This window comes from Anabaena sp. CCY 9910 (genome assembly GCF_963920875.1).
Classification (GTDB): domain Bacteria; phylum Cyanobacteriota; class Cyanobacteriia; order Cyanobacteriales; family Nostocaceae; genus Trichormus; species Trichormus variabilis.
Genome location: NZ_CAWUDJ010000006.1, coordinates 73,896 through 97,296 on the forward strand (window position 1 = coordinate 73,896; position 23,401 = coordinate 97,296).

21 protein-coding genes are annotated in these 23,401 nt (G+C 42.0%); 6 read left to right on the forward strand and 15 right to left on the reverse strand.

Annotated elements, in window-relative coordinates; genetic code table 11:
* Positions 1 to 59: 59 nt before the first annotated feature.
* The 3 genes from ACM5QX_RS07290 to ACM5QX_RS07300 form a co-directional block, all read right to left on the reverse strand.
* Positions 60 to 2,150: an NAD(P)H-quinone oxidoreductase subunit 5 gene (locus ACM5QX_RS07290; RefSeq protein ID WP_414753012.1), complete on the reverse strand. Its 2,091-nt coding sequence runs from the start codon at positions 2,148 to 2,150 to the stop codon at positions 60 to 62.
* Positions 2,151 to 2,346: 196 nt separating this feature from the next.
* The gene (locus ACM5QX_RS07295; protein WP_414753014.1) at positions 2,347 to 2,733 is read right to left on the reverse strand and encodes a thioredoxin family protein; all 387 of its coding nucleotides are present in this window, start codon (positions 2,731 to 2,733) and stop codon (positions 2,347 to 2,349) included.
* A gap of 378 nt (positions 2,734 to 3,111) precedes the next feature.
* Entirely contained in the window at positions 3,112 to 3,828 is a 717-nt protein-coding gene (locus tag ACM5QX_RS07300) for an NnrU family protein (RefSeq protein WP_414753015.1), read from the reverse strand.
* 371 nt (positions 3,829 to 4,199) lie between these two features.
* Between ACM5QX_RS07300 and ACM5QX_RS07305 the strand changes: the two genes are divergently transcribed.
* Positions 4,200 to 5,213 (forward strand): LysR family transcriptional regulator, encoded by a 1,014-nt coding sequence (locus ACM5QX_RS07305; protein WP_011318553.1) that lies wholly within the window; start codon positions 4,200 to 4,202, stop codon positions 5,211 to 5,213.
* A 728-nt stretch (positions 5,214 to 5,941) separates the two neighbouring features.
* Here ACM5QX_RS07305 and ACM5QX_RS07310 read toward each other — a convergent pair.
* Positions 5,942 to 6,661 carry a Crp/Fnr family transcriptional regulator gene (locus ACM5QX_RS07310; protein WP_011318554.1) on the reverse strand — a complete coding sequence of 240 codons (720 nt, stop codon included), beginning with the start codon at positions 6,659 to 6,661 and terminating at the stop codon, positions 5,942 to 5,944.
* A 310-nt stretch (positions 6,662 to 6,971) separates the two neighbouring features.
* Here ACM5QX_RS07310 and ACM5QX_RS07315 point away from each other — a divergent pair, with 310 nt between their 5' ends.
* Entirely contained in the window at positions 6,972 to 7,847 is an 876-nt protein-coding gene (locus ACM5QX_RS07315) for a glutamate acetyltransferase (RefSeq protein ID WP_414753016.1), read from the forward strand.
* Positions 7,848 to 8,185: 338 nt separating this feature from the next.
* Here the strand turns inward: ACM5QX_RS07315 and ACM5QX_RS07320 are convergent, their stop codons facing one another.
* From ACM5QX_RS07320 to ACM5QX_RS07355, 8 genes are all read right to left on the reverse strand, one after another.
* The gene (locus ACM5QX_RS07320; RefSeq protein WP_414753017.1) at positions 8,186 to 9,001 is read right to left on the reverse strand and encodes a Cof-type HAD-IIB family hydrolase; all 816 of its coding nucleotides are present in this window, start codon (positions 8,999 to 9,001) and stop codon (positions 8,186 to 8,188) included.
* A gap of 52 nt (positions 9,002 to 9,053) precedes the next feature.
* Positions 9,054 to 9,818, reverse strand: coding sequence for an energy-coupling factor ABC transporter ATP-binding protein (locus tag ACM5QX_RS07325; RefSeq protein ID WP_414753018.1), 765 nt, complete (start codon positions 9,816 to 9,818; stop codon positions 9,054 to 9,056).
* A gap of 42 nt (positions 9,819 to 9,860) precedes the next feature.
* Positions 9,861 to 10,511, reverse strand: a complete 651-nt coding sequence (locus tag ACM5QX_RS07330; protein ID WP_011318558.1) for an energy-coupling factor transporter transmembrane component T family protein — start codon at positions 10,509 to 10,511, stop codon at positions 9,861 to 9,863.
* Positions 10,504 to 11,424 (reverse strand): energy-coupling factor ABC transporter permease, encoded by a 921-nt coding sequence (locus ACM5QX_RS07335; RefSeq protein WP_414753019.1) that lies wholly within the window; start codon positions 11,422 to 11,424, stop codon positions 10,504 to 10,506. Before ACM5QX_RS07335 ends, ACM5QX_RS07330 begins: the two co-directional genes overlap by 8 nt.
* A gap of 278 nt (positions 11,425 to 11,702) precedes the next feature.
* Positions 11,703 to 12,527 (reverse strand): energy-coupling factor ABC transporter ATP-binding protein, encoded by an 825-nt coding sequence (locus ACM5QX_RS07340; RefSeq protein ID WP_414753020.1) that lies wholly within the window; start codon positions 12,525 to 12,527, stop codon positions 11,703 to 11,705.
* Positions 12,528 to 12,647: 120 nt separating this feature from the next.
* Positions 12,648 to 13,448: a cobalt ECF transporter T component CbiQ gene (cbiQ, locus tag ACM5QX_RS07345; protein WP_414753022.1), complete on the reverse strand. Its 801-nt coding sequence runs from the start codon at positions 13,446 to 13,448 to the stop codon at positions 12,648 to 12,650.
* Positions 13,445 to 13,747, reverse strand: coding sequence for an energy-coupling factor ABC transporter substrate-binding protein (locus ACM5QX_RS07350; RefSeq protein ID WP_414753024.1), 303 nt, complete (start codon positions 13,745 to 13,747; stop codon positions 13,445 to 13,447). Before ACM5QX_RS07350 ends, cbiQ begins: the two co-directional genes overlap by 4 nt.
* Positions 13,734 to 14,474 carry an energy-coupling factor ABC transporter permease gene (locus ACM5QX_RS07355; protein ID WP_414753099.1) on the reverse strand — a complete coding sequence of 247 codons (741 nt, stop codon included), beginning with the start codon at positions 14,472 to 14,474 and terminating at the stop codon, positions 13,734 to 13,736. The genes ACM5QX_RS07350 and ACM5QX_RS07355 overlap by 14 nt, the downstream gene beginning before the upstream one ends.
* 692 nt (positions 14,475 to 15,166) lie before the next feature.
* On the opposite strand from ACM5QX_RS07355, the gene ACM5QX_RS07360 reads away from it, so the two are divergent.
* The 4 genes from ACM5QX_RS07360 (at position 15,167) to ACM5QX_RS07375 (ending at position 19,059) form a co-directional block, all read left to right on the forward strand.
* Positions 15,167 to 16,183 (forward strand): multicopper oxidase domain-containing protein, encoded by a 1,017-nt coding sequence (locus ACM5QX_RS07360; RefSeq protein WP_414753025.1) that lies wholly within the window; start codon positions 15,167 to 15,169, stop codon positions 16,181 to 16,183.
* A 195-nt stretch (positions 16,184 to 16,378) separates the two neighbouring features.
* Complete coding sequence (locus ACM5QX_RS07365) at positions 16,379 to 17,416, forward strand: ComEA family DNA-binding protein (RefSeq protein ID WP_414753026.1); 1,038 nt, start codon at positions 16,379 to 16,381, stop codon at positions 17,414 to 17,416.
* Positions 17,417 to 17,568: 152 nt separating this feature from the next.
* Positions 17,569 to 18,003 (forward strand): ferritin-like domain-containing protein, encoded by a 435-nt coding sequence (locus ACM5QX_RS07370; protein WP_011318566.1) that lies wholly within the window; start codon positions 17,569 to 17,571, stop codon positions 18,001 to 18,003.
* A 108-nt stretch (positions 18,004 to 18,111) separates the two neighbouring features.
* Positions 18,112 to 19,059, forward strand: a complete 948-nt coding sequence (locus ACM5QX_RS07375) for an FTR1 family iron permease (protein ID WP_011318567.1) — start codon at positions 18,112 to 18,114, stop codon at positions 19,057 to 19,059.
* Positions 19,060 to 19,108: 49 nt separating this feature from the next.
* On the opposite strand, the gene ACM5QX_RS07380 is transcribed toward ACM5QX_RS07375, so the two are convergent.
* The 3 genes from ACM5QX_RS07380 to cobD all read right to left on the reverse strand — a co-directional run bounded on the left by ACM5QX_RS07380 (position 19,109) and on the right by cobD (position 23,379).
* Positions 19,109 to 20,032: an ABC transporter substrate-binding protein gene (locus ACM5QX_RS07380; RefSeq protein ID WP_414753027.1), complete on the reverse strand. Its 924-nt coding sequence runs from the start codon at positions 20,030 to 20,032 to the stop codon at positions 19,109 to 19,111.
* A gap of 754 nt (positions 20,033 to 20,786) precedes the next feature.
* The gene (locus ACM5QX_RS07385) at positions 20,787 to 22,244 is read right to left on the reverse strand and encodes a dihydrolipoyl dehydrogenase family protein (protein ID WP_414753028.1); all 1,458 of its coding nucleotides are present in this window, start codon (positions 22,242 to 22,244) and stop codon (positions 20,787 to 20,789) included.
* Positions 22,245 to 22,275: 31 nt separating this feature from the next.
* The gene (gene cobD / locus ACM5QX_RS07390; RefSeq protein ID WP_414753029.1) at positions 22,276 to 23,379 is read right to left on the reverse strand and encodes a threonine-phosphate decarboxylase CobD; all 1,104 of its coding nucleotides are present in this window, start codon (positions 23,377 to 23,379) and stop codon (positions 22,276 to 22,278) included.
* Positions 23,380 to 23,401: the final 22 nt, after the last annotated feature.

The following is a 23,401-nucleotide window of genomic DNA, read 5'->3' on the forward strand; positions in this document are numbered from 1 at the left end:
AGTTTTTAGCACCAGGGTGCTGAGTAAAAACATAGTTCAGCTTTAACTCAGCACAAAAGTTAGGTGACACCGAAAACGATAACTAAGCCCAAAACAGCCCCGAATACGATGAGGGCATAGAATTGAACTCGACCGTTTTCGAGATATTTTAGACCTTCGCCACTAACCAAGGTGAAAAAGCCTGTCAAGTTTACAGCACCATCAACAACCCGGAAGTCAACTTCCATAACTTGTCTAGCGAGGCGACGCAAACCAAGCACAAATACACGGTGGTAAATGTCATCGAAATACCATTTATTAAGTGATAGTTCGTAGAGTGGCTTGATTTTAGCAGCGATCGCCGCCGGGTCGATTTTACGCTGCAAATACATCAGCGAAGCCAAGGTAATCCCAATCAAGGAAACACCGACTGAACCACCAGCCATGATGTAAAACTCATTAGGATCAAATTCAGCCGCTTTTTCTAGTACTTCAGCCAAGCTTTCTGTGGGCGAAAAAATAAACCGTTCAAAGTAATTGTTGTAGGGTGTACCTACCAAACCAATCAACATTGAAGGTATAGCCAAAATCAGCAATGGCAGAGTCATTGTCCAAGGCGACTCATGGGGAGAACTACTGTGATGACCGTGACCATCATGATGACCACCAGTTGCAGCTAATTCTCCTTTTTTCATTGCCCCAGGGCCAAAAACAGGTGCGGGTTCTGCTGACTCTAGTTCTAGAAGGATTGTTTTAGCTTTGAGAAGTTTATCCTTGATTTTTTCGTCATTACCCCGGAATTTGCCCTCAAATGTCGAGAAATACATTCTAAACATATAAAAAGCGGTAATCCCGGCAGTCATCCAGCCAATAAACCACAGTAACGGGTTAGCAGCATAAGCAGCACCGAGAATTTCATCTTTTGACCAGAAGCCAGCAAAGGGAGGGATACCGGAAATTGCCAAACAACCAATCAAAAATGTCAAGCCAGTAGCAGGCATATATTTCCGCAGGCCACCCATTAAGCGCATATCCTGTGCTAAAGCCGGGTCATGACCAACAACAGCTTCCATGCCATGAATGACAGAACCAGAACCCAAGAACAACATCGCTTTGAAATAAGCGTGGGTCATTAGGTGGAATAATCCCGCACTGTAAGCCCCTACGCCCATCGCCATCACCATGTAACCCAATTGGGAGATAGTGGAGTAAGCCAAGCCCTTTTTGATGTCGTTTTGGGTAATGGCAATGGTAGCGCCCAAAAATGCTGTAAATGCCCCAGTAAAGGCAATCACGTTCATCGCTGCGGGAACGTGTTCAAAAACGGGGTACATCCGCGCCACGAGGAATACACCAGCTGCCACCATCGTTGCCGCGTGGATTAAGGCAGAAATGGGGGTGGGGCCTTCCATCGCGTCTGGTAGCCAGACATGGAGGGGGAATTGGGCAGATTTAGCAACTGGGCCGAGGAAGACTAAAATTGCAAACAGTACAGCCAGGAAATTGCTGATAGAACCTGTTTGGACGAGTTCGGCTAGGCGATCGCCCATCACGTTAAACTCGAAGCTGCCTGTTGCCCAAAATAGCCCCAGAATACCCAGCAGTAGACCAAAGTCACCTACACGGTTGGTGACAAACGCTTTTTGGGCTGCATCTGCTGCTGATTTGCGATCGTACCAGAAGCCAACCAGCAAGTAAGAACACATCCCCACTAGTTCCCAAAAAATATAAATCTGGACTAGGTTAGGACTGACTACTAGACCCAACATTGAGGAGCCGAACAGGCTGAGATAGGCATAAAACCTAACGTAGCCTGGGTCATGAGCCATGTAACCATCAGTGTAAACCATGACCAGCACAGCTACCGATGTTACAATCACCAACATCAGGGATGTGAGATTGTCGATAGTGTAGCCCATAGTCAGGTGAAAATTGCCTGCTGCCGCCCATTCTAGGGTTCGGAGATAAGTTGGGTGTCCTTGGAGTTGACTCCACAGCAAGGCCGACGACAGACCCAGGGCCGCGCCCATGAGGGAAATGATCAACACAGCGTTTAGCTGCCGCAGGCGATTTGTCGTTTGATTGAACGAAATTAAGCCAAGACCGACCAACATTGCTCCCAACAGAGGCAATACTGGGATTAGCCAGGCATATTGATAGATTACTTCCATCACTGACGTGTACTTTTAGGATTCTTGACTAAATTGTCGGAACTGTTAATAATTGTGACACACACCCTTGAGGATAAAATACCCCACCCAATAACAATTGAGTGGGGTATTAAGCATGGTTTTAGATTTGGGGACTGGAGATTGGGAATTGGGGAAAATTTGACCCAATACCCAAGACTTAACACCCAATTTCTTATCACGCTGTCCGACATTCTAAGTCTGCCGTTTTAGAGCTACTGTAGGCTTTAGGGCGGTTGGTATAACTGAGTCTGATTTCTTCCAACGCCAATCGTAAGTCATCTCTGCCGCGAAACCCTTCTAGACGATGGCGAATGCTCCCATTTTCAATCAAAAGTAACGTGGGCAAAGACTTTAAACGATAAGTGTTAGAAAGTTTGAAATTCTCGTCAGCGTTCACCCCAACTAGTTTAATTTGTTCGCCGCATTGAGATTGAAATTGTAATAACAAAGGGTGGATAATGCGACACAACCCACACCAGGGTGCTTCAAAATTTACTAAAACCGGAACCGGAGATTCTAAAACTTCTTGAGTAAATGTCCGCTCACTAACCGACAACACCATGACGCCTCTAGAGTTATAGGGTTTTACTATCAAACTAGCTATCAGCAGAAGAAGTTAGCAAGCTAGTTAATGTTTTATAGCAGCTATATTTCAATACCGCCTTTGACTGCGGTAAAAAAGCCAGCAGATTCTAAAAACCAATTTTAAGCTTTGGTCATGCCGATCGCTTCTACTGGAAAGAGTATTTTGGCTACTTTGCCGGATACTCTCCAAGAGATTTGATTGCTCGGCAATGTGCCACTATAAAAATTGCAAAACGGATCAACAGACCCCCACTAACAGCTGTTTCAATTTATCCTACATTGATTTGGTAGCAATTGATAAGTGGAAATTTTCCCTGAGTTAGTATTTTCTTCTGATAGTGGGGATCATGTGAAACTACCAGTTTAACCTACTAGTTGCTACAAACAACAGGGGGTGCGCCCACCAAAGTAAAGCGACAAAAATACCAACTCCTAAATATGCAGGGCGGATAAATTCTTCCCACTTGATAGATTGACGACCATCAATAATTGCGGCAAAGGGAATGATTGAGGTGCGCTGTTTCACAATTTCAAAAGCCTCGCCGTAGCGCTTGCTCAAACGGCGATCGCCATGCCAAACTCCAAATAAATGGTGCAAAATCAGCCCAAAAGAAGTCACAAGGGTAAAGCTTGTACCTAACCATAGAGTATGGGCAATACACCAAATTACCTGTCCTACCATTTGGGGATGACGGGTAATCCGAATAATTCCTGTTTCATACAAGTGTACTTGGGGCTTTTGAATAGCCGCAATTTCTAGTAGATTGAAGGTGGCAGGATACAAAAACAAAAATGAAATAGCTGATAATACCCAAACTACAGCCTGTACTCCTGGTACACTCTGTATCTGCCAAAGTTGCAACCCGTCGTAACGGTGATTAAAGAAGTAAATAATCAATATGACAGCCAACGGTAGACTGACTAATGCAAAAAAAATGCGATAAAGCCTTGGCCCAATGTACTTTTCTGCCCAAGGTCGTAACGCAGCGCCGCCACTGTGGGCGATCGCAAAAGCTAATTGTAACCCCAGCACGACAAAATGACTCGGAGTCAACCAAGGATTCAGCATCATAGATACAGGTGAAGTAATTTAAAGAAAAGTTAATTCCATACAACCAATACCACAAAGTATTCAACAGGAGACTTCAACAAGATTGTTGTGGTACTGTCTTTTTCTATTCCCGCCTCCAAGTTATAAGATGCAATAAATCATGCTCAGTAGCGCTACGCAGAATTTAAAATTCAAAATTCCTCTGGGAAGGTTGGCCGGTGTCGGTTTCCGTCTCGCCCAATTTTTACAAAATTCAAAAAGCTTATATTTTAAGCTTTCCCTGATTTAGAATTGAGTATTTTATTCACGCCGTCGTGTACTAATAGTTGCAAAGCTATAAAACATGATTTATTGCTAACGTTGCTCCTTTCAAAGTTCGTGGGTTGAGCCTTATGTCTGACCTTCCTTTCACTTTAGATCAGTTACGCATTCTCAAAGCGATCGCCGTAGAAGGGAGCTTCAAACGCGCCGCTGATAGTCTTTATGTCTCCCAACCTGCCGTGAGTTTGCAAGTGCAGAATTTAGAACGGCAGTTGGATGTCCCTTTATTTGACCGTGGCGGCCGTCGCGCACAATTAACCGAAGCAGGACATCTACTATTGAATTACGGTGAAAAAATCCTCAGTTTGTGCCAAGAAACTTGCCGCGCTATTGAGGATTTACAAAATCTCCAAGGAGGTACTTTAATTGTTGGTGCTTCTCAAACTACTGGAACATACCTGCTGCCGAAAATGATTGGGATGTTCCGGCAGAAGTACCCTGATGTGGCAGTACAACTGCACGTCCATTCGACTCGGCGCACAGCTTGGAGTGTGGCTAACGGGCAAGTGGATTTGGCAATTATCGGGGGGGAAATTCCTGGGGAACTGACGGAATCTTTGGAAATTATTCCCTATGCCGAAGATGAACTGGCCCTTATTCTCCCAGTGTTTCACCCCTTCACCAAACAGGAAACAATTCAAAAAGAAGATTTATACAAACTACAATTCATTACTTTAGATTCTCAATCAACAATACGCAAAGTTATCGATCAAGTCCTATCTCGCAGTGAGATTGACACTAGGCGGTTTAAGATTGAAATGGAGTTAAATTCCATTGAGGCGATTAAAAATGCTGTACAGTCGGGTTTAGGTGCAGCTTTTGTTTCCACTAGTGCGATCGCTAAAGAATTACAGATGGGTGTACTCCACTGCACACCCATTGATGGCGTAGTCATCAAACGGACACTGTGGCTAATTTTCAATCCTAATCGTTACAGATCCAAAGCAGCAGAAGCTTTTAGCCAAGAGATATTACCGCAGTTCGCCACTCCTGACTGGAATCAAGATGTGTTAAAACTGGTGCAAAAAAAACTAGTGGTAAATGTACTAGATGCAGCCATCCCCAATACTTCCGATGATGGCTAACATTTGGTCATGAGTGAACCAAAGTAATCTTCTCCTCAACAGAAATGCTAGCGCTACGGGATTTTTCCTTGTTGGCGCTAGTCTACTCTACGACAATACCTGACAGCGAACCCCCAGGGTATGACTTAAGGTAGGGACATGAATATGCTAAGTGGCGCTGATCACTCCCATAGAACGCAATACCCACGTTCTGGAGTCCAACAAGCCCTCTCCTTAGCTATCTGGTGTAATTAGTTTAGGGGATCCAGCGATCGCAATTTTCTATTTCAGCTTGTTAAATTAGTTATTGCTTGCTACTCTCACACTGAATTTGACTTCGAGCCAGTGAGATAATAAGTAATTAAAGTGATAGAAATCACATATCCCTTAGATGAGTTTTTCGAGGTTGACCTTGCCCGTGACTTTTGCTGCCAACCCAAGGGAGATCAATTACTTAATACTGAGGAATCATCTTATTCCCTAAATGTCTCTGTCCTAATAGATAAAAAATCAACATTTAAGCTTTTAAACAAAAACTTGCCCGATTACACAATCTGTTTGTGGTGGTCAAACAGATTGATAAGACTGAGCAGTAAGCGAGTGTTGCTGGCGACGACTTACTGCTGACTGATCGGGGGTAGGAACTGATAAGCGGAGCTTGACCGTTAAAATGTACCAAAATCTGCTATTGCTGGTTGGCAGAGTGGTAGTTCCCAACCGTAGATGCCCTATAAACAGTCAATTAAGCTTTAGCTAGCTCTGTTGATTGACTCTGCTGGCAAACAAATCAAGTTATCCCCTTGAGTAAGGATTAAGCCACGCTGACGTAACTTACCCATTAAACGAGTAACGGTTACACGAGTTGAACCAATGGCACTACCAATTTGAGCATGGGTAAGGGGGAAAGGCAGACAATAACCACGAATGACATCGGGATCAGTTTCGCTCATGGCTGGTTCTCCATATTCCTCAATCAGTAGGGTGAGGAATCCTAAGAGTCTGTCAATTGTACGCCGTTGTCCCAAGGCACTAAGCCACAGCAACTTACGCTGGTGTTGGTATCTGAAAGCATCCATCACTTCACGACGGAAGTGAGGCCAGTTGTCTAGATCGTGCCAATACATCCACAGTACGGCGGTTTGATCAACGTGAGCGTAGGACTGGAGTGTGAATGGAGACTGAGCCACAATTTCAAACGGCTGTCCCGCGCCCACAAATCCCAAGAAAGCTTCTTCTGGGGTTCTGTTGATCCGTCGAGAAGTCAATTGACTTGCAGTAGCACTAACCTGGGCGGTTCCTACCATGCGGATCGCACCTCTCTGCACTAAATAAAGCAACCCAGGTCTTGCTGGAATGCGCTCATCTTTGCTAAAGGTACGGCAGCGATAGTGTTCTTGAGCCCAGTCAAGAATGCGTTGCCAAGTCAAAAAAGGGCGTGATGCCTCAGAAAAGGAGGATGGAGATTGCATAGGTAACAAAGAGCGTTCGGCTGAAGACAAAGACGTAATAAAAAGGTGCAAGGAGTGTCTTTGTGTTTTTTGAGGTAGGCTTAACGCCTAACAGCGTCAGCCATCCAAAAAGCAGAGGGCTATTTGCGCTCTACTATTTTGTTATACTTCCTACTGTACAATGATGGTAGTAAAGTTTACATATTATTCATCGAATATTTATCAAATTTTATGCTATTCTCATTTTTCTTCGACAGAAATAATATTCTACCCTATGGCAGATGACAACTTATCAGGTATTTTATGAAACTTAGCCTCTCATAAAAACTAAGTGTATCATCCTCTACTAGTAAGTAAAAATACGGCAATTAGACAGTTACTATACAGCTACTTACTGGTAGTTGTGGATAGCTTTAACTCTCATCAGGAACAGCAAAGCACAATAAAAGCGGAAATTCCTCTATATAAAGGTAGAGATAGCCAACGAATTTTATATATTTGCGGAGTAGCTCTGCGACTGGCAAAATCTCATAATCGAGATCCAATGGAGATAGCCAGTGTTATTACTTCCCAATTATTAGATATATGTAAAGAAAACTTATTGGTGCGGATTGTTGATCCAGGTTGGATTCATCTAGAATTGGCTGACTCCTTGTTAGCAGCTTGGTTGCAAAATCTTTCACTGGGGGGTTTAGGAGATGATAGGGACAAAAAGGAAAATGAGAGATTTGTCACTATTCACCCTTCTCGTTTGTTTGCAATGCAGTATGCTCATGCACGTTGTTGTTCGTTAATATTACTGGCTCAACGTGGAGGATTAATTCTATTTAGGGAACCATTACCAGATAACTGGCAAGAGCTGGCGCTGGGTAGTTTAGCATCAACGATGCAAATACCTTGGTTGAATGGTGATGCAAAAATTCGCCTCAATCACCCAGCAGAAAGCTGTTTAATTTCTGAGTTAATACAAGTAGTAGATAGTTTGATATTTCCTCATGATGATAAGGTTATGAACTGGGAAAAATTAGGGTCAGATTTAAGCCAAGCTTTTGGCACTTTTTGGAGCCAGTGCCGTATTTGGGGGGAAGTCAAAACTACTTTGCCAGAAGTTACTCAAGCCAGACTGGGATTAATTTTGGCTACTCAGACGGTATTCAGATTTTTACTAGTAACCAAGTTGGGGAGTGTTGCGCCTCTTGAGCTTTAGATTTGCAAGTGTTTGGGCGTAATTTTTGTCTAAATCCTGTTATTCAGAGAGACAATAAAAACTTTTATAACTAGGTGTTGACGCATTACCTAATGTCGGATATATTAGCTGGTGTGTGAGGAGCGAACCAGCAAGAACACCGAGACGAAACACGGCCAGTCGTCGGTGTTCTTTCTGATCTATAGGGGCTTCTCTTGGGTGAGTTTGTCTATAACCCCTGCGCTATTTCAAAATTTAACTTTTTTAGAATCTAAACAACAAAAGAAATTTTTAGTTTCTACATTCTGTATTCTGTGGAAATATTAATTCTGCACTTTACAAAAATTAATCAAGTAGGCTTAGGAAAGTAGAAATTTCTCAATTGCGACAGCAGCTCCATCCTCTTCGACGGTGGGGGCTACCCATTGAGCGATCGCCTGCACTCCTGCGGGGGCGTTTCCCATAGCGATCCCAATACCGGCGTATTCCAGCATTTCCAGATCATTGAAGTTATCACCAATGCACATAACCTCATGGCTTTGTATTCCCAGCAATTCTTCGGCTAGGTAGCGCACAGCATTGCCTTTGTTGACAAAGGGATTAGTTGCTTCAAAGAAAGTGGCGACGGATGTGGTGAGATAAAGTTCAGCTGGTGTGTATTGTAGGCGCAAACTGCCCAAGAGGTTGTTGATTACCTCTGTGTCATCGCACAAGGCTAAAATTTTTGTGGGTGCATTAGTTAAAGTTTGGCGCAAATCACCTACCGCAATAGGGGTAATACCAGAACGTTGTGCGTAAGTTGCAGTCTCTTGGGTGACTTCGCGCACGTAGAGCTGATCATTAATGTAGAAGTGGATAGATAAAAGCGATCGCCACTGTGGCTGTTCAAAATAATCTAATAATTGTTCAGCCGTCTTTCTATCTACAGGTAGATGTTGATGGATTTTTTGGTCAGATGGGTCTTGAATCCAGGCTCCTTGATAAGCGGCTAGGGGCAAAGTAGAGTTAATATCTTGATGAAAGCGGAGTGCCGAACGATACATCCTGCCGGTAGCGATCGCCACGGGAATGCCTCTGGCTTGAACTGCGGCGATCACTTCCTTAACATATGGGCTGACGGCGTTCGATTCTCCCGAAATTGTGCCATCTATGTCTAATACAAGTAGTTTAATCATTTAGTCATTGGTCAATAGTCAATAGTCAACAGTCAACATTGCATAATTGTTATCACCAGTCTATTGGCAAACCCAACTGCTCTAGAATTTCTCCATTTTGCAATAGTGGCTGAATTTCGTTGTCTACTTGAATGCGTCCGTTGGATAGTACTAGGGCGCGTTGAGTAACTTTTCCTAGCCAATGTAGTTCATGGGAAGCTATTAACATGACTTGCACTGGCAAATTTAATAGAACTCTTGCTAAGTGTCTGCGCCATGCTGGATCAAGTCCAGTAGTAGGTTCATCTAAAATTAAAATAGCAGGCTCTAGTGCCAAAATAGCAGCCAGGGCGGCAAGTCTTCTTTGTCCACCAGAAAGTTCGTGTGCTGAACGGTTAGCATAGGCTTCTAGACCGAAATCCGCTAATAAATGCCGTGCTTGATCCCGTGCTATTGGGGCTGGTACACCATAGTTAAGGGGGCCAAAGGTAATATCTTCTAAGATGGTGGGCATAAATAATTGGTCATTGGCATCTTGAAAGCCAAAGCCAATGTATCGCCTTACTTGAGGTAAAGTCTGGGGTTCTAAGGAGATATCGTTAATCCAGATTTTGCCTGATTGCGGTTGTTGGATGCCAATGAGGTTTTCTAATAAGGTACTTTTACCAGAACCGGTTGCACCCATCAACGCTACGCGATCGCCGGCATTTAATGTAAAAGAAATATTGTGCAGAACTGGTTCTTGGTGAGGATAAGCGTAAACCAAGTTTTGTACCCGGACAACAGCTTGATGGGAATTACGGCTGGAAGAGTGGGGGTGAGGAGTCAGAGATTTCAAAATTTATTACTCTCTATTTTGGGGAATTGGGGAGAAGGGGGATTAAAGATAGGAGGTGAAGGTAAAAAAAGCAGCGATCGCCCAAGCAAATATCAGGGCAAACCGTTCTTTGGCTTTAAAAGTAAAATCTATGGGTAACTGACCGTTATAACCGCGAATTACCATTGCGGCATAGACTCTTTCTGCTCTTTCCAAGCTACGGATATACAAAGTGCCAATCATGGCGGAACTAGCGTAGCGTAACCAGCCACCTGCACCTTTTAGTCCTCGTAATTGGGCGCTACGCTGCATACGTGTTACTTCTGAAAGCAAAATTTCTAAATATTGCCCAGTCAAAAGTAAATTTTCTTTTAATGCGCTGGGTACGGGTAAACTTTTCAGGGCGATGCCAAAACTGTGGGGTGGTAGGGTTAACAGAAAGCTATTCATGGCGATTAAACATACGAGAGAGCGAATCAGCAAAAAACTCGCTCTTTCCCATCCCAAGGGCAATGCTACTACTGATAAGAAGACTAATTCTGTACCTACCAATCCTCCTAATTTGGGTAGGGATACACGCAATACTGCTACCCAAATTAAGGCGATCGCAGCATAAGCACTCAACCAGTACCAGGCGTGATGCTTGAGTAAGGCTGTCCCGACAACAATCACCAAGGATAGATGTAAGCGTAACGGCAAAGCCATTTTAAGCATTCTTCGGTCTCACTACTTTGGCAATTCCAAAGGCAGTAGCGAAGCACACCGCAGCCCCCAAAAGTCCGGCGATACTCGTGCCAATTGCTCCTAAACCCTCAATACCATAGTCTGCTAATGGTGTCGGTACAGATATTCTGACTTCTTCACCTAGTTTGATAAATCCTAAGTCTTCTGCCACTCTTTCTAAGCCATCAGGCCAAGCTGAGGCGAGCAATGACAATGCACCAGCTACTAAGACTATGGTAACAACAGGTACTAACCAACCGCGAAATTCTTGTTGTTCTCCTGGTAACAAATCTGGTCTGGCTTTGGCTAGATAAGTTAATACGCCGCCCGTAATTAAGCCTTCACCAATGCCAATTAAAATATGAATACCTGTCATAGCAGGTACAACAGCTATGGATGCAGTCCCAGAAAGGACTAACTCAATCGCACAGGCGATCGCTGCTACTACGACACTCACGGCCGCCGCTATACCAGCCGCTAAAGGTAAACGTGCTTTAGAGCCGCCAAATAATCTTTGCAAAGTTTGGGTTAACATCCAGCCTACCCAAACGCCAATGAATGCCATGTTCAGAATATTGGCTCCCAAGGCTGTGATCCCACCATCAGCAAACAGCACGGCTTGGATAATTAAGACTGTGGCAATGCACAATGAGCCAGCCCAGGGGCTACCTAAAACAATCGCGGCTAAAGTACCGCCAAGCAAGTGACCACTGGTTCCCCCCGCCACTGGGAAATTAATCATTTGGGCAGCAAAAATAAAAGCAGTCGTTAAACCGAGAATGGGGGCGCGACGAATACCAAAAGCTGTTTGCGATCGCCCACTAGCAAACAACAGTCCCGCCAAACTTACCAAACCCGTTGCGCCTGCGACTGGCACAGACACAAATCCATCAGGAATATGCATGATTCGCCCCGTAACTAACGTGTTATTTCACACAATAAAAATAATCTCATTCAGGCATCAAACTAATAAAAAACACTATTTTTCTTTTGTTTTCAATGCCCTATTGGGGGATTTTATAATGATACTTGGGATATATTGACAATAAAAAAATCATCAAATATTGTACTTATTTAGCAAGTTATTACATTTTATTTAATTAGGATTAATTGGATATTAATTTAAAAAAATATGTTAATAATCCGGTTTCCTAATTTTTCTGGAAGCTGGGAATTGGACTGTTAACAAAAAAGCTGCAATATCCTCTGCCGGAAATTTTCTGAATTATGCCCTTTAGTCGCTAGTTCTTCTGTGATGAAAATTTCATATATGGGTGGTAGTCCTAACTCTATACTTTCAAGGATTTCCCTTTGACAAAAAATATCTTCTGGTTTTCCCTCTAAAATAAGCCTTCCTGCATCCATCACAAAAATCCAGTCTGACCAGCAATAAACTAAGTCCAAGTCATGACTAGCCATGAGTATTGTGGTTCCAGATTGATAAATTTTATTGAGCATGGCCATTAAGTTACGGCTTTGTGGTCTGTCGAGATAGGCTGTTGGCTCATCTAGTAAGAGTAATTCTGGTCTTAGAACCATGACATCAGCTAAAGAGACACGTTTTTTTTGTCCTAAACTCAGGTGATGTACCGGTCTTTCAGCTAATTCTGTTAGTTCAAATTCTACTAAAGCTTGGGTAACTCGTTGTTGAATATCTGCTATTGGTAATCCTAAATTACATAAGCCATAAGAAATATCTTCTTCAACAGTAGAGGCTACTAATTGTTGCTCTGGATTTTGAAAGACTAGTCCAACTTTTTGGCGTAGTTGTATAAGGGTTTTACGGTCATATTGTAGTGCCTTTTCCTGCCAATACACACGACCTTGCTGTGGCTTATATAAACCGTTCGCTAAAGAGAATAGAGTAGTTTTACCGCAACCATTTCTGCCAATTAAGGCACATCTTTTTCCTTGGGGAATTTGTAGTGTGATGCCATTGAGTACTGATTGTTGTGTGCCTGGATATGTATAATATACTTGTTCAAACGCGAGTAATGACTGCTGCATTATCTACAACTTGAGAGAATTTAAATTTAGAATCAGTAAACATTAGTTTAAATGCTTATATTTGGGTTATTTTATATTAATGAATACAAGTTCTAGGTTAGTAAATTGTGGTGATTTTATTTACTTGGTAAAGTGAATATTCCATTCTAAGATTATCAATAAAAAGCATCCAATAATTGCTTCTGTCGCATAGCGTTTAGATAAGCGATAACGACAAGGATGCCAAACTTGAAATTCCCCATTAAAGCCTCTTGATACCAAGCTCAAGGATATTTGTTGATACTTTTCTAGGGTGCGTTGGAACAATTGACTAATCAACAACGATAAGCTTTTCATACTCAGACTAAAGGTGGAGTAGCCACTACGAGATTGTTGGGCAGTCCATAAGTCTGAGGCTGTATTTAATAAAACGAAAATAAATCGGTACATTAATAATAATAAATCTGTGAGCAGTACGGGGAATCCATAACGCCGTAAAGTTTGTAGTAAGTCTGTAAAGGGGATAGTTAACATAACGAAATATAAGCAAGAAATAGAGGCGATCGCTCGTGTGAAAATCTGCCACACTTGTTCAAGTCCATGCTGACTAATATATAAATAATAAAAGCCAGTATTTAACCCATATATGGCATCATTCTGCACTAAATTTAACTGAGAAATTCCCACTCCATTAATTGCCAAAGCCGGTAAACTAGTTAACCAAAAAAAAACTGCGACATAAATTAACTTCAAATAAACTTTGGCGGGAATACCTGCGTAAAATATCGTCCAAATACTCATCCAAATAGCAATTAAGATTTGTACCAGTGGATGGGCAAAAGCTGTGATAATGAGTAAGGCGATCGCCAACAACAATTTCTGCTCTGGTGCTAATCGCCGCAATTTATTAGTATAAGCCAGGGTATCTATTTGCAAGGTCATTCCTTATTCCTTTGCTGTTGGGAACGTCCCTTATATAAACCAACTGCATAACCAATAATCCCCGCGCCTAAAGCGGCTTGTGAACTGAATAATAAACTTTCCACTTCACCACTTGGTGGTTCAAATAAAGGTTTAAACCAAGGTTCATATCCAGGCTTCACCTCACTAATGACTTTTTCAGCTTGGCCATCTGAGCCTGTAAATTCTGCACCCCGTACAAAGATTAAAGGTAATATTGCTAAAGCGATGACTCCGCCTATCAATAACCAATTACTGATACCTGGTTTAGATTGATTCATGGCTTTGAGGTTCCCTTTGGATTAATTTCAGCAGTTGGAGTTCTTGCGGTGAATAGGATTGTAGCCAATTCCATACCAAGACAGTCAATAATCCTTCACTAATGGCTAGAGGGATTTGAGTAATGGCAAAAATACCAGCAAATTTGGCGAATGAGGCGATAAATCCGCCGACTGGTGCAGGAAAGGCTAAGGCTAGTTGGACGGAAGTAATAATGTAGGTTAGCAAATCTGCTAAGGTGGCTGCTAAAAAGATGGCGATTCTTTGCTTACCAGTTAACTGGATTGTCAGATGATATATCCAATAGGCGGTAAATGGGCCAGCGATCGCCATTGAAAAAGCGTTTGCACCCAAGGTTGTTAAACCACCGTGGGCCAGCAACAATGCTTGAAACAACAATACTAGACTACCCAAAACAGACATCGCCAAAGGCCCGAACAGCACAGCCCCTAAGCCTGTACCTGTCGGGTGAGAACAACTACCCGTTACAGAGGGCAATTTCAAAGCGGATAATACGAAAGTAAAAGCCCCCGCCAATGCTAACAATAATTTTAGTTCTGGGTTGGCTTTGGTGATGCGGGTGAGCGATCGCACTCCTAAAACCATAAACGGCAAAGCTACTAACCACCAAAAAGCTGCCCACCCTGCTGGTAGGTAGCCTTCCATAATGTGCATCGCATAAGCTGGCGCAGATGAACTAACAATGATATAAAAGCTCAGAATCCCCATGAGGATGAGGGAGGCGCGTTTCGATTTGAGAATCATTCTCGGCACACTTTATACCTGGAAAATATATTTCATCGCAATAGTCTAAACCAGCTTATACCCTAGCTAACAATTCACAAGTAAAAATTAAAAATTCAAGACAATTACTAACATCATGAATCTTTGTTTGCTTCTTTAATAAGTGCATTAAAGTTTACTATCTATTTTTTAGTGTGCTGATATATCTGTAGTGTCTACTTTAGCTTTATAGTCATGTTAAGGCGTTAAAGGTATCAAATTAACACTCGAAATTATTGTGGCATTTATATTTTTTTATACATTTAAATCAGTGATTAAACTTACTTAAGGCACTTAATCAAAGTTTTTCTTTATTACTGTAGCCACAGATTTACTTCAACCTTCAAAAGTTTCTAGTAAGCACTTTAACACTTCCATATACGATGGAATTGAAGTGATTATACTATTCACAATTGAAAAAGCTTGACATAACAAGGGTTTTGGACTGTGTATCTGTCAAATTCTTTTTTCAGATTGCTATGGCTACAAACATCTTTAGGGAATTATAGTTGGAGTTTTGTTGAATAAATTCTCACAACTTCTTGAGAATTATTGACAGTAAATCCTGAGTCTTATAGGATACACAAAGATAGTTGCTAATTATTTGCAACTTTGATTTAGTGCTGTGGTTGAATTTCATGCCCAATAATTTTACGCTGGGTAAAAAAGAATTTTGGAGCCGTCGTCAATTGCTCAAGTTGGGTTTGGGTGGTGTTGGCGTGGCTGGTGCAGCTGCACTTTGGCAGACATTGAACTCACAAAATAAGTCTATTGTCAGAGTGCCGCAAATGGAAATGGACGCAGCTGACAATGTTGCTCAACCCATGCGGATGTTGAGAGAATTTGATTATGGGACGCTCAAGCAAGAAAGTGGGCGGACGATTCGAGAATTTCAGTTAACAGCCGGTACTTCAGTTATTCAACTCAATAGTGCTGTATCTTACAACATCTGGGATCTTAATGGTCGCATACCGGGGCCGACACTCAGGGCAAAACAAGGCGATCGCATCCGGGTATTATTTCACAACCAAGCTGGACATTCCCATTCTCTGCATTTTCATGGGGTTCACCCAGCCGAAATGGATGGTGTCCGTCCCGTGAGTAATAATAGTGCCACAATTTATGAGTTTGATGCCGAACCTTACGGAGTTCATTTATACCACTGCCATATTGAACCAGTTACCCGTCACATCGCCAAAGGTTTATATGGAATGTTTATCATTGACCCACCTACACCCCGCCCCCCGGCTGATGAGATCGTGCTGGTGATGGCTGGCTATGACGTGGATGATAATAGCCATAATGATTTTTACGCCTTCAACGGACTACCGCATCACTATATGCACAATCCGATTCAGATTTACCAAAATCAATTGATTCGGCTGTATGTCCTCAATATCATTGAATATGACCCGGCTGTAACGTTTCATCTCCACGCTAATTTCTTTGATGTCTATCGTTATGGCATGAGTATGAAAGCTAGCGAGAAAACCGATGTGATCACAATGGGGGTTGCAGAACGGCACATTTTAGAATTTGCGTTTCGCTATCCAGGCAAGTATATGTTCCATCCTCATCAAGATGCGATCTCTGAAAATGGTTGTATGGGTCAATTTGAAGTTGTTGCTAATAATAATCAAAATCATTCTACTTGATGCAGTTGTTAGCTACACCAGAGAATTTAGATAATTTTTAAAATTTAACTTAAATATTTTCCTAATTAGTTGATAATTACTTGCACTTGTGATAAATCATCATAATACCTATTGCAAAACTATATCAGATTTTATTTTAAGCAATAGCTGAAAAATCTAGTAATTTATGGGTTTTTGTCACCTTTAGGAATCAAAATGGTTAAATCTCGCTATATCTGTTTGGCTGTTGCAGCTTGCGTCATTGTTTCCCTGAGTTCTTGTACTGGAGGTACACCAACAGCCGAAAATTCACAGCCAGCGAATAGTAATCCTGCTACCCAAACGACGGAAGCTGTCAACCATAGCAGTCATGGTAGTAAAGCCAAAATTAATATCAATACTGCTATCTTGTCAGAATTGGATAAGTTTGAGGCTAAGTTAGGTGTACCCGCATTATCCAACAAAATTCAAGGCAGTCGTCCCTACGGAAGTCCAGAGGATTTAGTTAGTAAGAAAGTGATTACTCAAGAACAGTTCGACCAAATTAAAGATATGGTGACTGTGCAAGAAGTGGTGTTAACGGGTGAAGCCAAAGACGTTGACTACATGACCAAATTGGGTTTGATGAAGGGACATCTTTTGGTAGCGCAAGAATTACTAGATCAAAATCAGCCAAAACAGGCAGAACCCCATATAGGACACCCGGTGGAAGAAATTTATGTTGATGTAGAAGAACAGCTAAATGAGCGCAAAGTTAAAGAATTTAAGACCACTTTGGTGAGTTTGCAAGATTTAGTCAAATCTAAACCAAAGGATGCCAAGGTAAAAACTGATTTTACCGCTTCCGTGCAGTCAGTTGATGGAGCGATCGCCACTTTACCAGCAGCACAACGCAGCAAACCCGAATTTGTCCTACAGGTGATTAACGGCTTGTTAGATGCAGCTAACTCCGAATATGGGGCGGCGATCGCAGATGGTAAAATTGCGGCAGCGATCGAATATCAAGATTCTCGTGGTTTTATTGTCTACGCCAACGAACTGTATCAAGGAATTTCCTCTCAAGTAGCGCCAGCCAACCCAGAAGCAGACAAAGCCATTAACGCTAGTCTTACAGAACTGATAAAAGTCTGGCCAGCCGCCATTCCACCAGCGACACCAGTAAAAACTCCCGAAGAAGTTACAAAACTGGTAAAAACCATTGAGCTAAACTCGCAAAAAGTTATCGACCAATCAAGCACTCAGGCACAAAAATAGCCCAAGGACTCGCTTGGAGGCGGAAACCGAGAAGTTTAAAATGGATAAGAAGTGAGATAACTGTTAAAAGTTAAAAGTGAACATTATTTAGACTTTTAACACCTGTACCCTTTTACTCATGACGCTCCATTCGTAATTGTAATCAACCACTCATGCAAGAGCTTGACCAAAATAAGGCCATTGACCTACTCAACGCCATCATGGAATTTGAACTCGCTGGCGTAGTGCGCTATACACATTATTCCTTGATGGTAACCGGTCCTAATCGCCTTCCTATAGTTGCTTTTTTCAAAGCACAAGCCAGTGAATCTCTACTTCATGCCCAACAAGTGGGAGAAATTCTCACAGGATTAGATGGACATCCCACCCTGAGAATTGCCCCAATGGAAGAAACCTACAAGCATTCAGTCAAGGATATCCTCCAAGAAAGCTTGAACCATGAGAGAAAGGCACTGGAAATGTATAAATCTTTGTTAGATACTGTAGCCAATGCCAGTATTTATCTAGAAGAATTTGCCCGCAGCATGATTGGACAAGAAGAGTTACACAATCTCGAATTGAAAAAAATGCTACGAGATTTTATCTAAAAGTTAATGGTCAATAGTCCATAGTCAATAGTCCATAGTCAATATTTTGACTTTAGACTGTTAACTGTTGACTATTGACCAATGACCAATGACCAATGACTAAAAACCATGAACTTTAGTACTGCTCTACCTACTTTTGTTATTACACTCCGAGAAGGAGTAGAAGCCGCCTTAGTTGTTGGTATTGTCTTAGCTTTGCTCAAAAAGGCTAAACAATCCCGTCTCAACCCTTGGGTGTATGCTGGTGTCGCCGTTGGTATCGTTATCAGTGCGCTAATTGGTGTGCTATTCACTTGGGTAATTAAAGCAGTTGGAGCCGCTAATCCTCAATACACGGTGGTAGTGGAACCGATGTTAGAAGGCGTGTTTAGTGTGTTGGCGATCGCTATGCTCAGTTGGATGCTAATCTGGATGACAAAGCAAGCCAGATTCATGAAAGCGCAAGTCGAAGGAGCTGTTACAGACGCACTTACACAAAACTCAAATGCTGGCTGGGGTGTTTTTAGCTTAATTCTCGTTGCCGTTGTCCGTGAAGGTTTTGAAACAGTATTATTCATCGCCGCCAATTTTCAGCAGGGACTTATACCCACAATAGGCGCTCTGGCGGGTTTGGCAACAGCAACAGCTATTGGTGTACTTTTATTTAAATTAGGCGTTAAAATTGATATCCGCCAATTCTTCCAAGTAATGGGCGTTTTATTAGTATTAATTGTTGCCGGATTAGTTGTTTCCGCCTTAAAACATTTTGACGATGCTGTAGCCAACTTAGCTCTTAGCAGCCGCGCCTCAGAAAATCTTTGTTTTTATTACCAACATTTTACTAAAATCCACTCTTGTATTTTAGGGCCGCTGGTTTGGAATACTGAGCAAATATTACCCGATGAACAGTTTCCAGGTGTAATTCTCAAGTCCTTATTTGGCTACAGACAACACCTGTATATTGTAGAAGCAGTGGGATATCTCTTATTTTTAGTAACTGTTGGGGGTTTGTATTTCCGTAGTTTAACTGGCGGTTCGCCCAAATCTAGTAAAAAGATATCAGTTGCCCAAAGATAAAAACAGAGATTAACCCCCGACTTTCTATAAAAGCTGGAAAATTAAACTTTTACCCCAACAAATCTTTTTTAATCTGCTCACAAGCCTGCTTTATCGCATCTATACTACCCGGATTCACCAACCCATAATAGTCAAAAACATAGACTCGATTATTCTTAGTCGCGGGTAATTTTTGCCAAAAACTCTCTTTGTTGAAGGAAGCTAAAACTTCTGTTTTTGAACCACCTTGAGGAGGGGTAATCAGAACAACCGCTTCTGGATTAGCTTCTAAAACTTTCTCAGCCGAAAGAGTTACATAACCAGCAATTGGGCTTTTTCCTTGCAGTTCTGCTGCTAAATTTTTTACTTGGAATTTTTCTAGTAAATCCCCAGCCCAACTATTCTTATTTGGAGCTAAAATTGGTTGACTACTAACCAGAACTAAAATAGGGGTATTTGTTCCTGGCCTATCCCCTAGAAAACTTTGATAACGTTCTAACAAAGGTTGGGGATTAACATCAATTAACTGAGCCAGTTTTGCTGTAATCTCTTCCAAAGACTTCCATGTATTTACTTGAGTAAGTAAGGTGGGAATACCTAATTGTTGGAGTCTTTGAATTGGCTGATTAGAAAAACCTTCTGCACCAATAACTAAATCAGGCTTAAGCGCCACAATTTTTTCCAAATTGGGAGGACTTTGACCTTCGCTGATACGAGGTATATCTTGGAAACGGGGGTCATTTTTAAATAATGAGCTACCAGCAATACCTACAAGCTTTGTTTTATCCAGTTGAAAAATGATATCTGTGGTTAGAGAAGAGAGTGTAACAACTCTTTTAGCGGATAATTTTGCTAATTCTTGAGATGGAGTATTAGTTGTTGTAATACTTTGCGTAGCTTGTGCTTGTGGCTGCTGAGTATTTGTAGTATTACACGCAGTTAAAATTATGCTCAATAAAATTGCAAAAGTAGATAATGTCCAGCGACGGAGCATATAATATTTCCTTTTTGACTACAGATATAATTATCAGCCAGTTATCAGCTCTGGGAATCCAATTTGATTATTGAAAGGGCGTTGCTGACTGGTATCTAAGTATCTGTAGGGTGGGCAATGCCCACCGTATCATAGTTGTGGTCGGCATTGCCCAACGCCACTTGCGTGACTGCTGGGAAACCCCAAAGTTCTAATGCCTGCGGCGGGCTGCGCCAACGGAAGAAACCTCCGCCCAGACTTCTCTTTGTCCAACGCAGTAGCTCCCCTACGTATATTCGGAAATCAAATACTAGTCTTATGGTTATATAGCAGTCCTAAATCATAGGTCTGTGTTGACAACCAATCACGTAATACTGCCATATTACAAATATAAAAAAGCGAGTATATGCACTAGTCAATGTCTTTAAAAATAAATTCTGATGACTATGCTACTCGCTGTGATATATACAAGGTTTTTGAGAAAAGCTTTACTTAATATATAGTAAGAAACCGAAAATTAGATGTTAGATAGATAACAAATTATTATTTTCTTGAAATTTTGTTAAGTATGATTTTTTACTTTATCGATAGAGGATGACAGTTGAGTGTTTTCAGCATCATGATAAGGGGACACCCAAAAATAAATTATTCCAAATTTACGGTTAGTAGGGTGCGTCAGCATGAATAATTGCTTATAAAGCTAGGTTTTCTCGCTCTGACGCATCCTAATATTTTGGATATTTTTTATCTGCGAGTCCCTAAGAGGAACAAACATTCACAAATTCCAGTTACGGCGCAAATAAAAGAAACCTTCTAACCAGTCTTGCCAAACTGTGTTGCTATTGAACCTGTGTTGGCTGAAGTTTCGTGCTGTTTGTTCTAAAATTTCTGAGAAACTCGGATAGACAACAGATAAATTCCCTAAGTGTTTCACCGGAATGTTTTGGGACATTGCCAAAGCAATGAGATTAATTAATTCTCTGGCTTCTGTACCAAATATAGTAGCTCCTAAAATTTTGCCGTTGCGTAGCACAACTAATTTACAAATACCCGTAATTTCGTTTCTCAGATGGGATGCTGCTATGGATTTATAGTAATGCCGTAAAACTATAACTTCTTGTTGACTAAATTGATGTTTTGCTTGACTATCTGTCAAACCAACCTGCGCTAATACTGGATAGGATAGTATCGCCCAAGGAATGTTTTGGTAATTAACTTGCAATCTGGGAAAAAACAGAGCATTGTTCAAAGCAATTCGGGCTTCGTGATTAGCTATGTTAGGGAAATCGTAACCACCGATAACATCACCACAAGCATAAATTCTGTGATTGGTGGTTTGTAGTTTGTCATTGACTAGTAAACGATGTTGATGCCATTTCACTCCTACTTCTGGCAAATTGAAAGATTCAATATTTGGTTTGTGTCCAATTGCTATGAGAATCTCATCAGTTTCAATGGCTTTTTCTCCTGCCTGAACCCATTTTTTATTGTCGATTCGTTTGACTTGTGTCACCATTTTTTGAGTCAGGATACGCACACCATCGACTTCTAACTGTGCTTGAAGGAACTGGGCAATTTCTGGGTCAAGCTGAGGTAGCAGATGAGGAGATTTAACTACCAAAGTGATATTACAACCCAGTCTTGCTAAAGTTTGTGATATTTCGATGCTTTGAGGAGTACCGCCAATAATTACCCAATTTTGGGGTAGTTCAGAAGATTGAGAATGTTGTTTGTATAAAAATTGCCAAATATTTGCTGGTGTCAGGTAGTTGGTAGCTTGTAATCCTTCAATTTTGGGAATTGCTGGTAGGGAACCACTGGCGAGTAGGTAAGTGCGTGCGCGTAGTAGGCGATGAGTTACGGCAAATGCTAAATGGGGTGAGCGTTGGAATTGTCCACTGTCAACAATGACATCGACTCCTTGGGCTGACAAGTGAGCAAGAGACATTTGTTCTTGGACATTAGCGGCAATGCCTTGAGCCGAGGACAATGCTAAGGAAATTTGGCACTTTTCGGAAGTTTCAGGGTTTACAGCATCGATGCCACAACCAGCCAAATTGTGCAAATTTTGGGTTAGGTTGGCGATTTCCCCTATAGCTTGGTGAACAATCAAACTGTTATTTTGCTGGGATTCCACCAATGCCACTTTCGCCCCCATTTGGGTGGCAGTGAGGGCGGCATAGCGTCCTGCAAGACTGCCGCCAATAATCACGACATCGTAGTCAATAGTCATTAGTCATTGGTCAGTAGTCAGTGGTCAGTGGTCAGTGGTCAAGAGAGTTTTGGGCTATTGTCTTTAGTGCTTTTGTTAAGCGTTGATTGTCGCTGTGAGAACGGACGGCGAGGCGGAAAAAACGATCGCCTAGTTCTTTAAAGCTAAGACAATCACGGATTAAAATCTGGTGCTGTTGGAGTAATTTTTGCTGTAATTCTAAACTCGATTGTTGTGTTTCTACTAGCAAGAAGTTAGCCGCACTGGCTTGGGGTGTTAATCCTGGGATGGCGGTTAGGCCTTGGAATAGTTCCTCTCTGGCAGGTGGTAGCCATTGCCAAGTTTGTGCTTGGAATTCTCGATCCTCAAGGGCAGCTATAGCCGCCGCCGCCGCCAAGGTATTGACAGGCCAGGGGTCACGCCATAATTGCCATTTTTGCAGACGATCAGGTTGGGCGATCGCATATCCTAATCTCAGCCCTGGAAGACTGTAGAATTTTGTCAGCGATCGCAATATCACTAGGTTAGGATATTCTGCCACTATTGGAATCAGGCTTTGTTCCTCATCAGGAGGGACAAAATCCATAAATGCTTCATCCACCACCACCAAAGCAAATTGTTCCAGTAAGGGTAAAATCGCCTCTCTGGTGAATAGCTTTCCTGTTGGGTTGTGGGGATTGTTGAGTAACAAAGCACAGTTAGTGCTGAGTCCTGAGTGCTGGGTGTGAAGTTGCGTTAAGTGACATTCTGTACCCAATACTCGTGACTCAACACTAACAAGGGGAAACTCCAGTACTCTAGCGTGGTACGCCTTTAAGGTGCGGTAGTAATCGCCAAAGGCTGGAGTTATTAAAACTGTTGCGGCTAATTGAGCTAATTCCCTACCTGCGAGAGTAAGTAATTCTGCTGAACCATTGCCCGGCAGAATCCACTCTAGAGGTAATTGATGGAAATGACCTAAAGCCAGTCTCAGTTCACGGTAATCAGGGTCTGGGTAGTGCCTGAGATTACTAATTTGTGACTGAATAGCAGCGATCGCACTTTGAGGCGGCCCCAACGGGCTGATGCTAGCAGAAAAATCTACAATCGCATCCGCAGGACAGCCAGCCAACGCTGCTGCCCAAGCTAAATTTCCCCCGTGATCTGGTTGCCGCATCAAATTCAGATTCCTAATACTA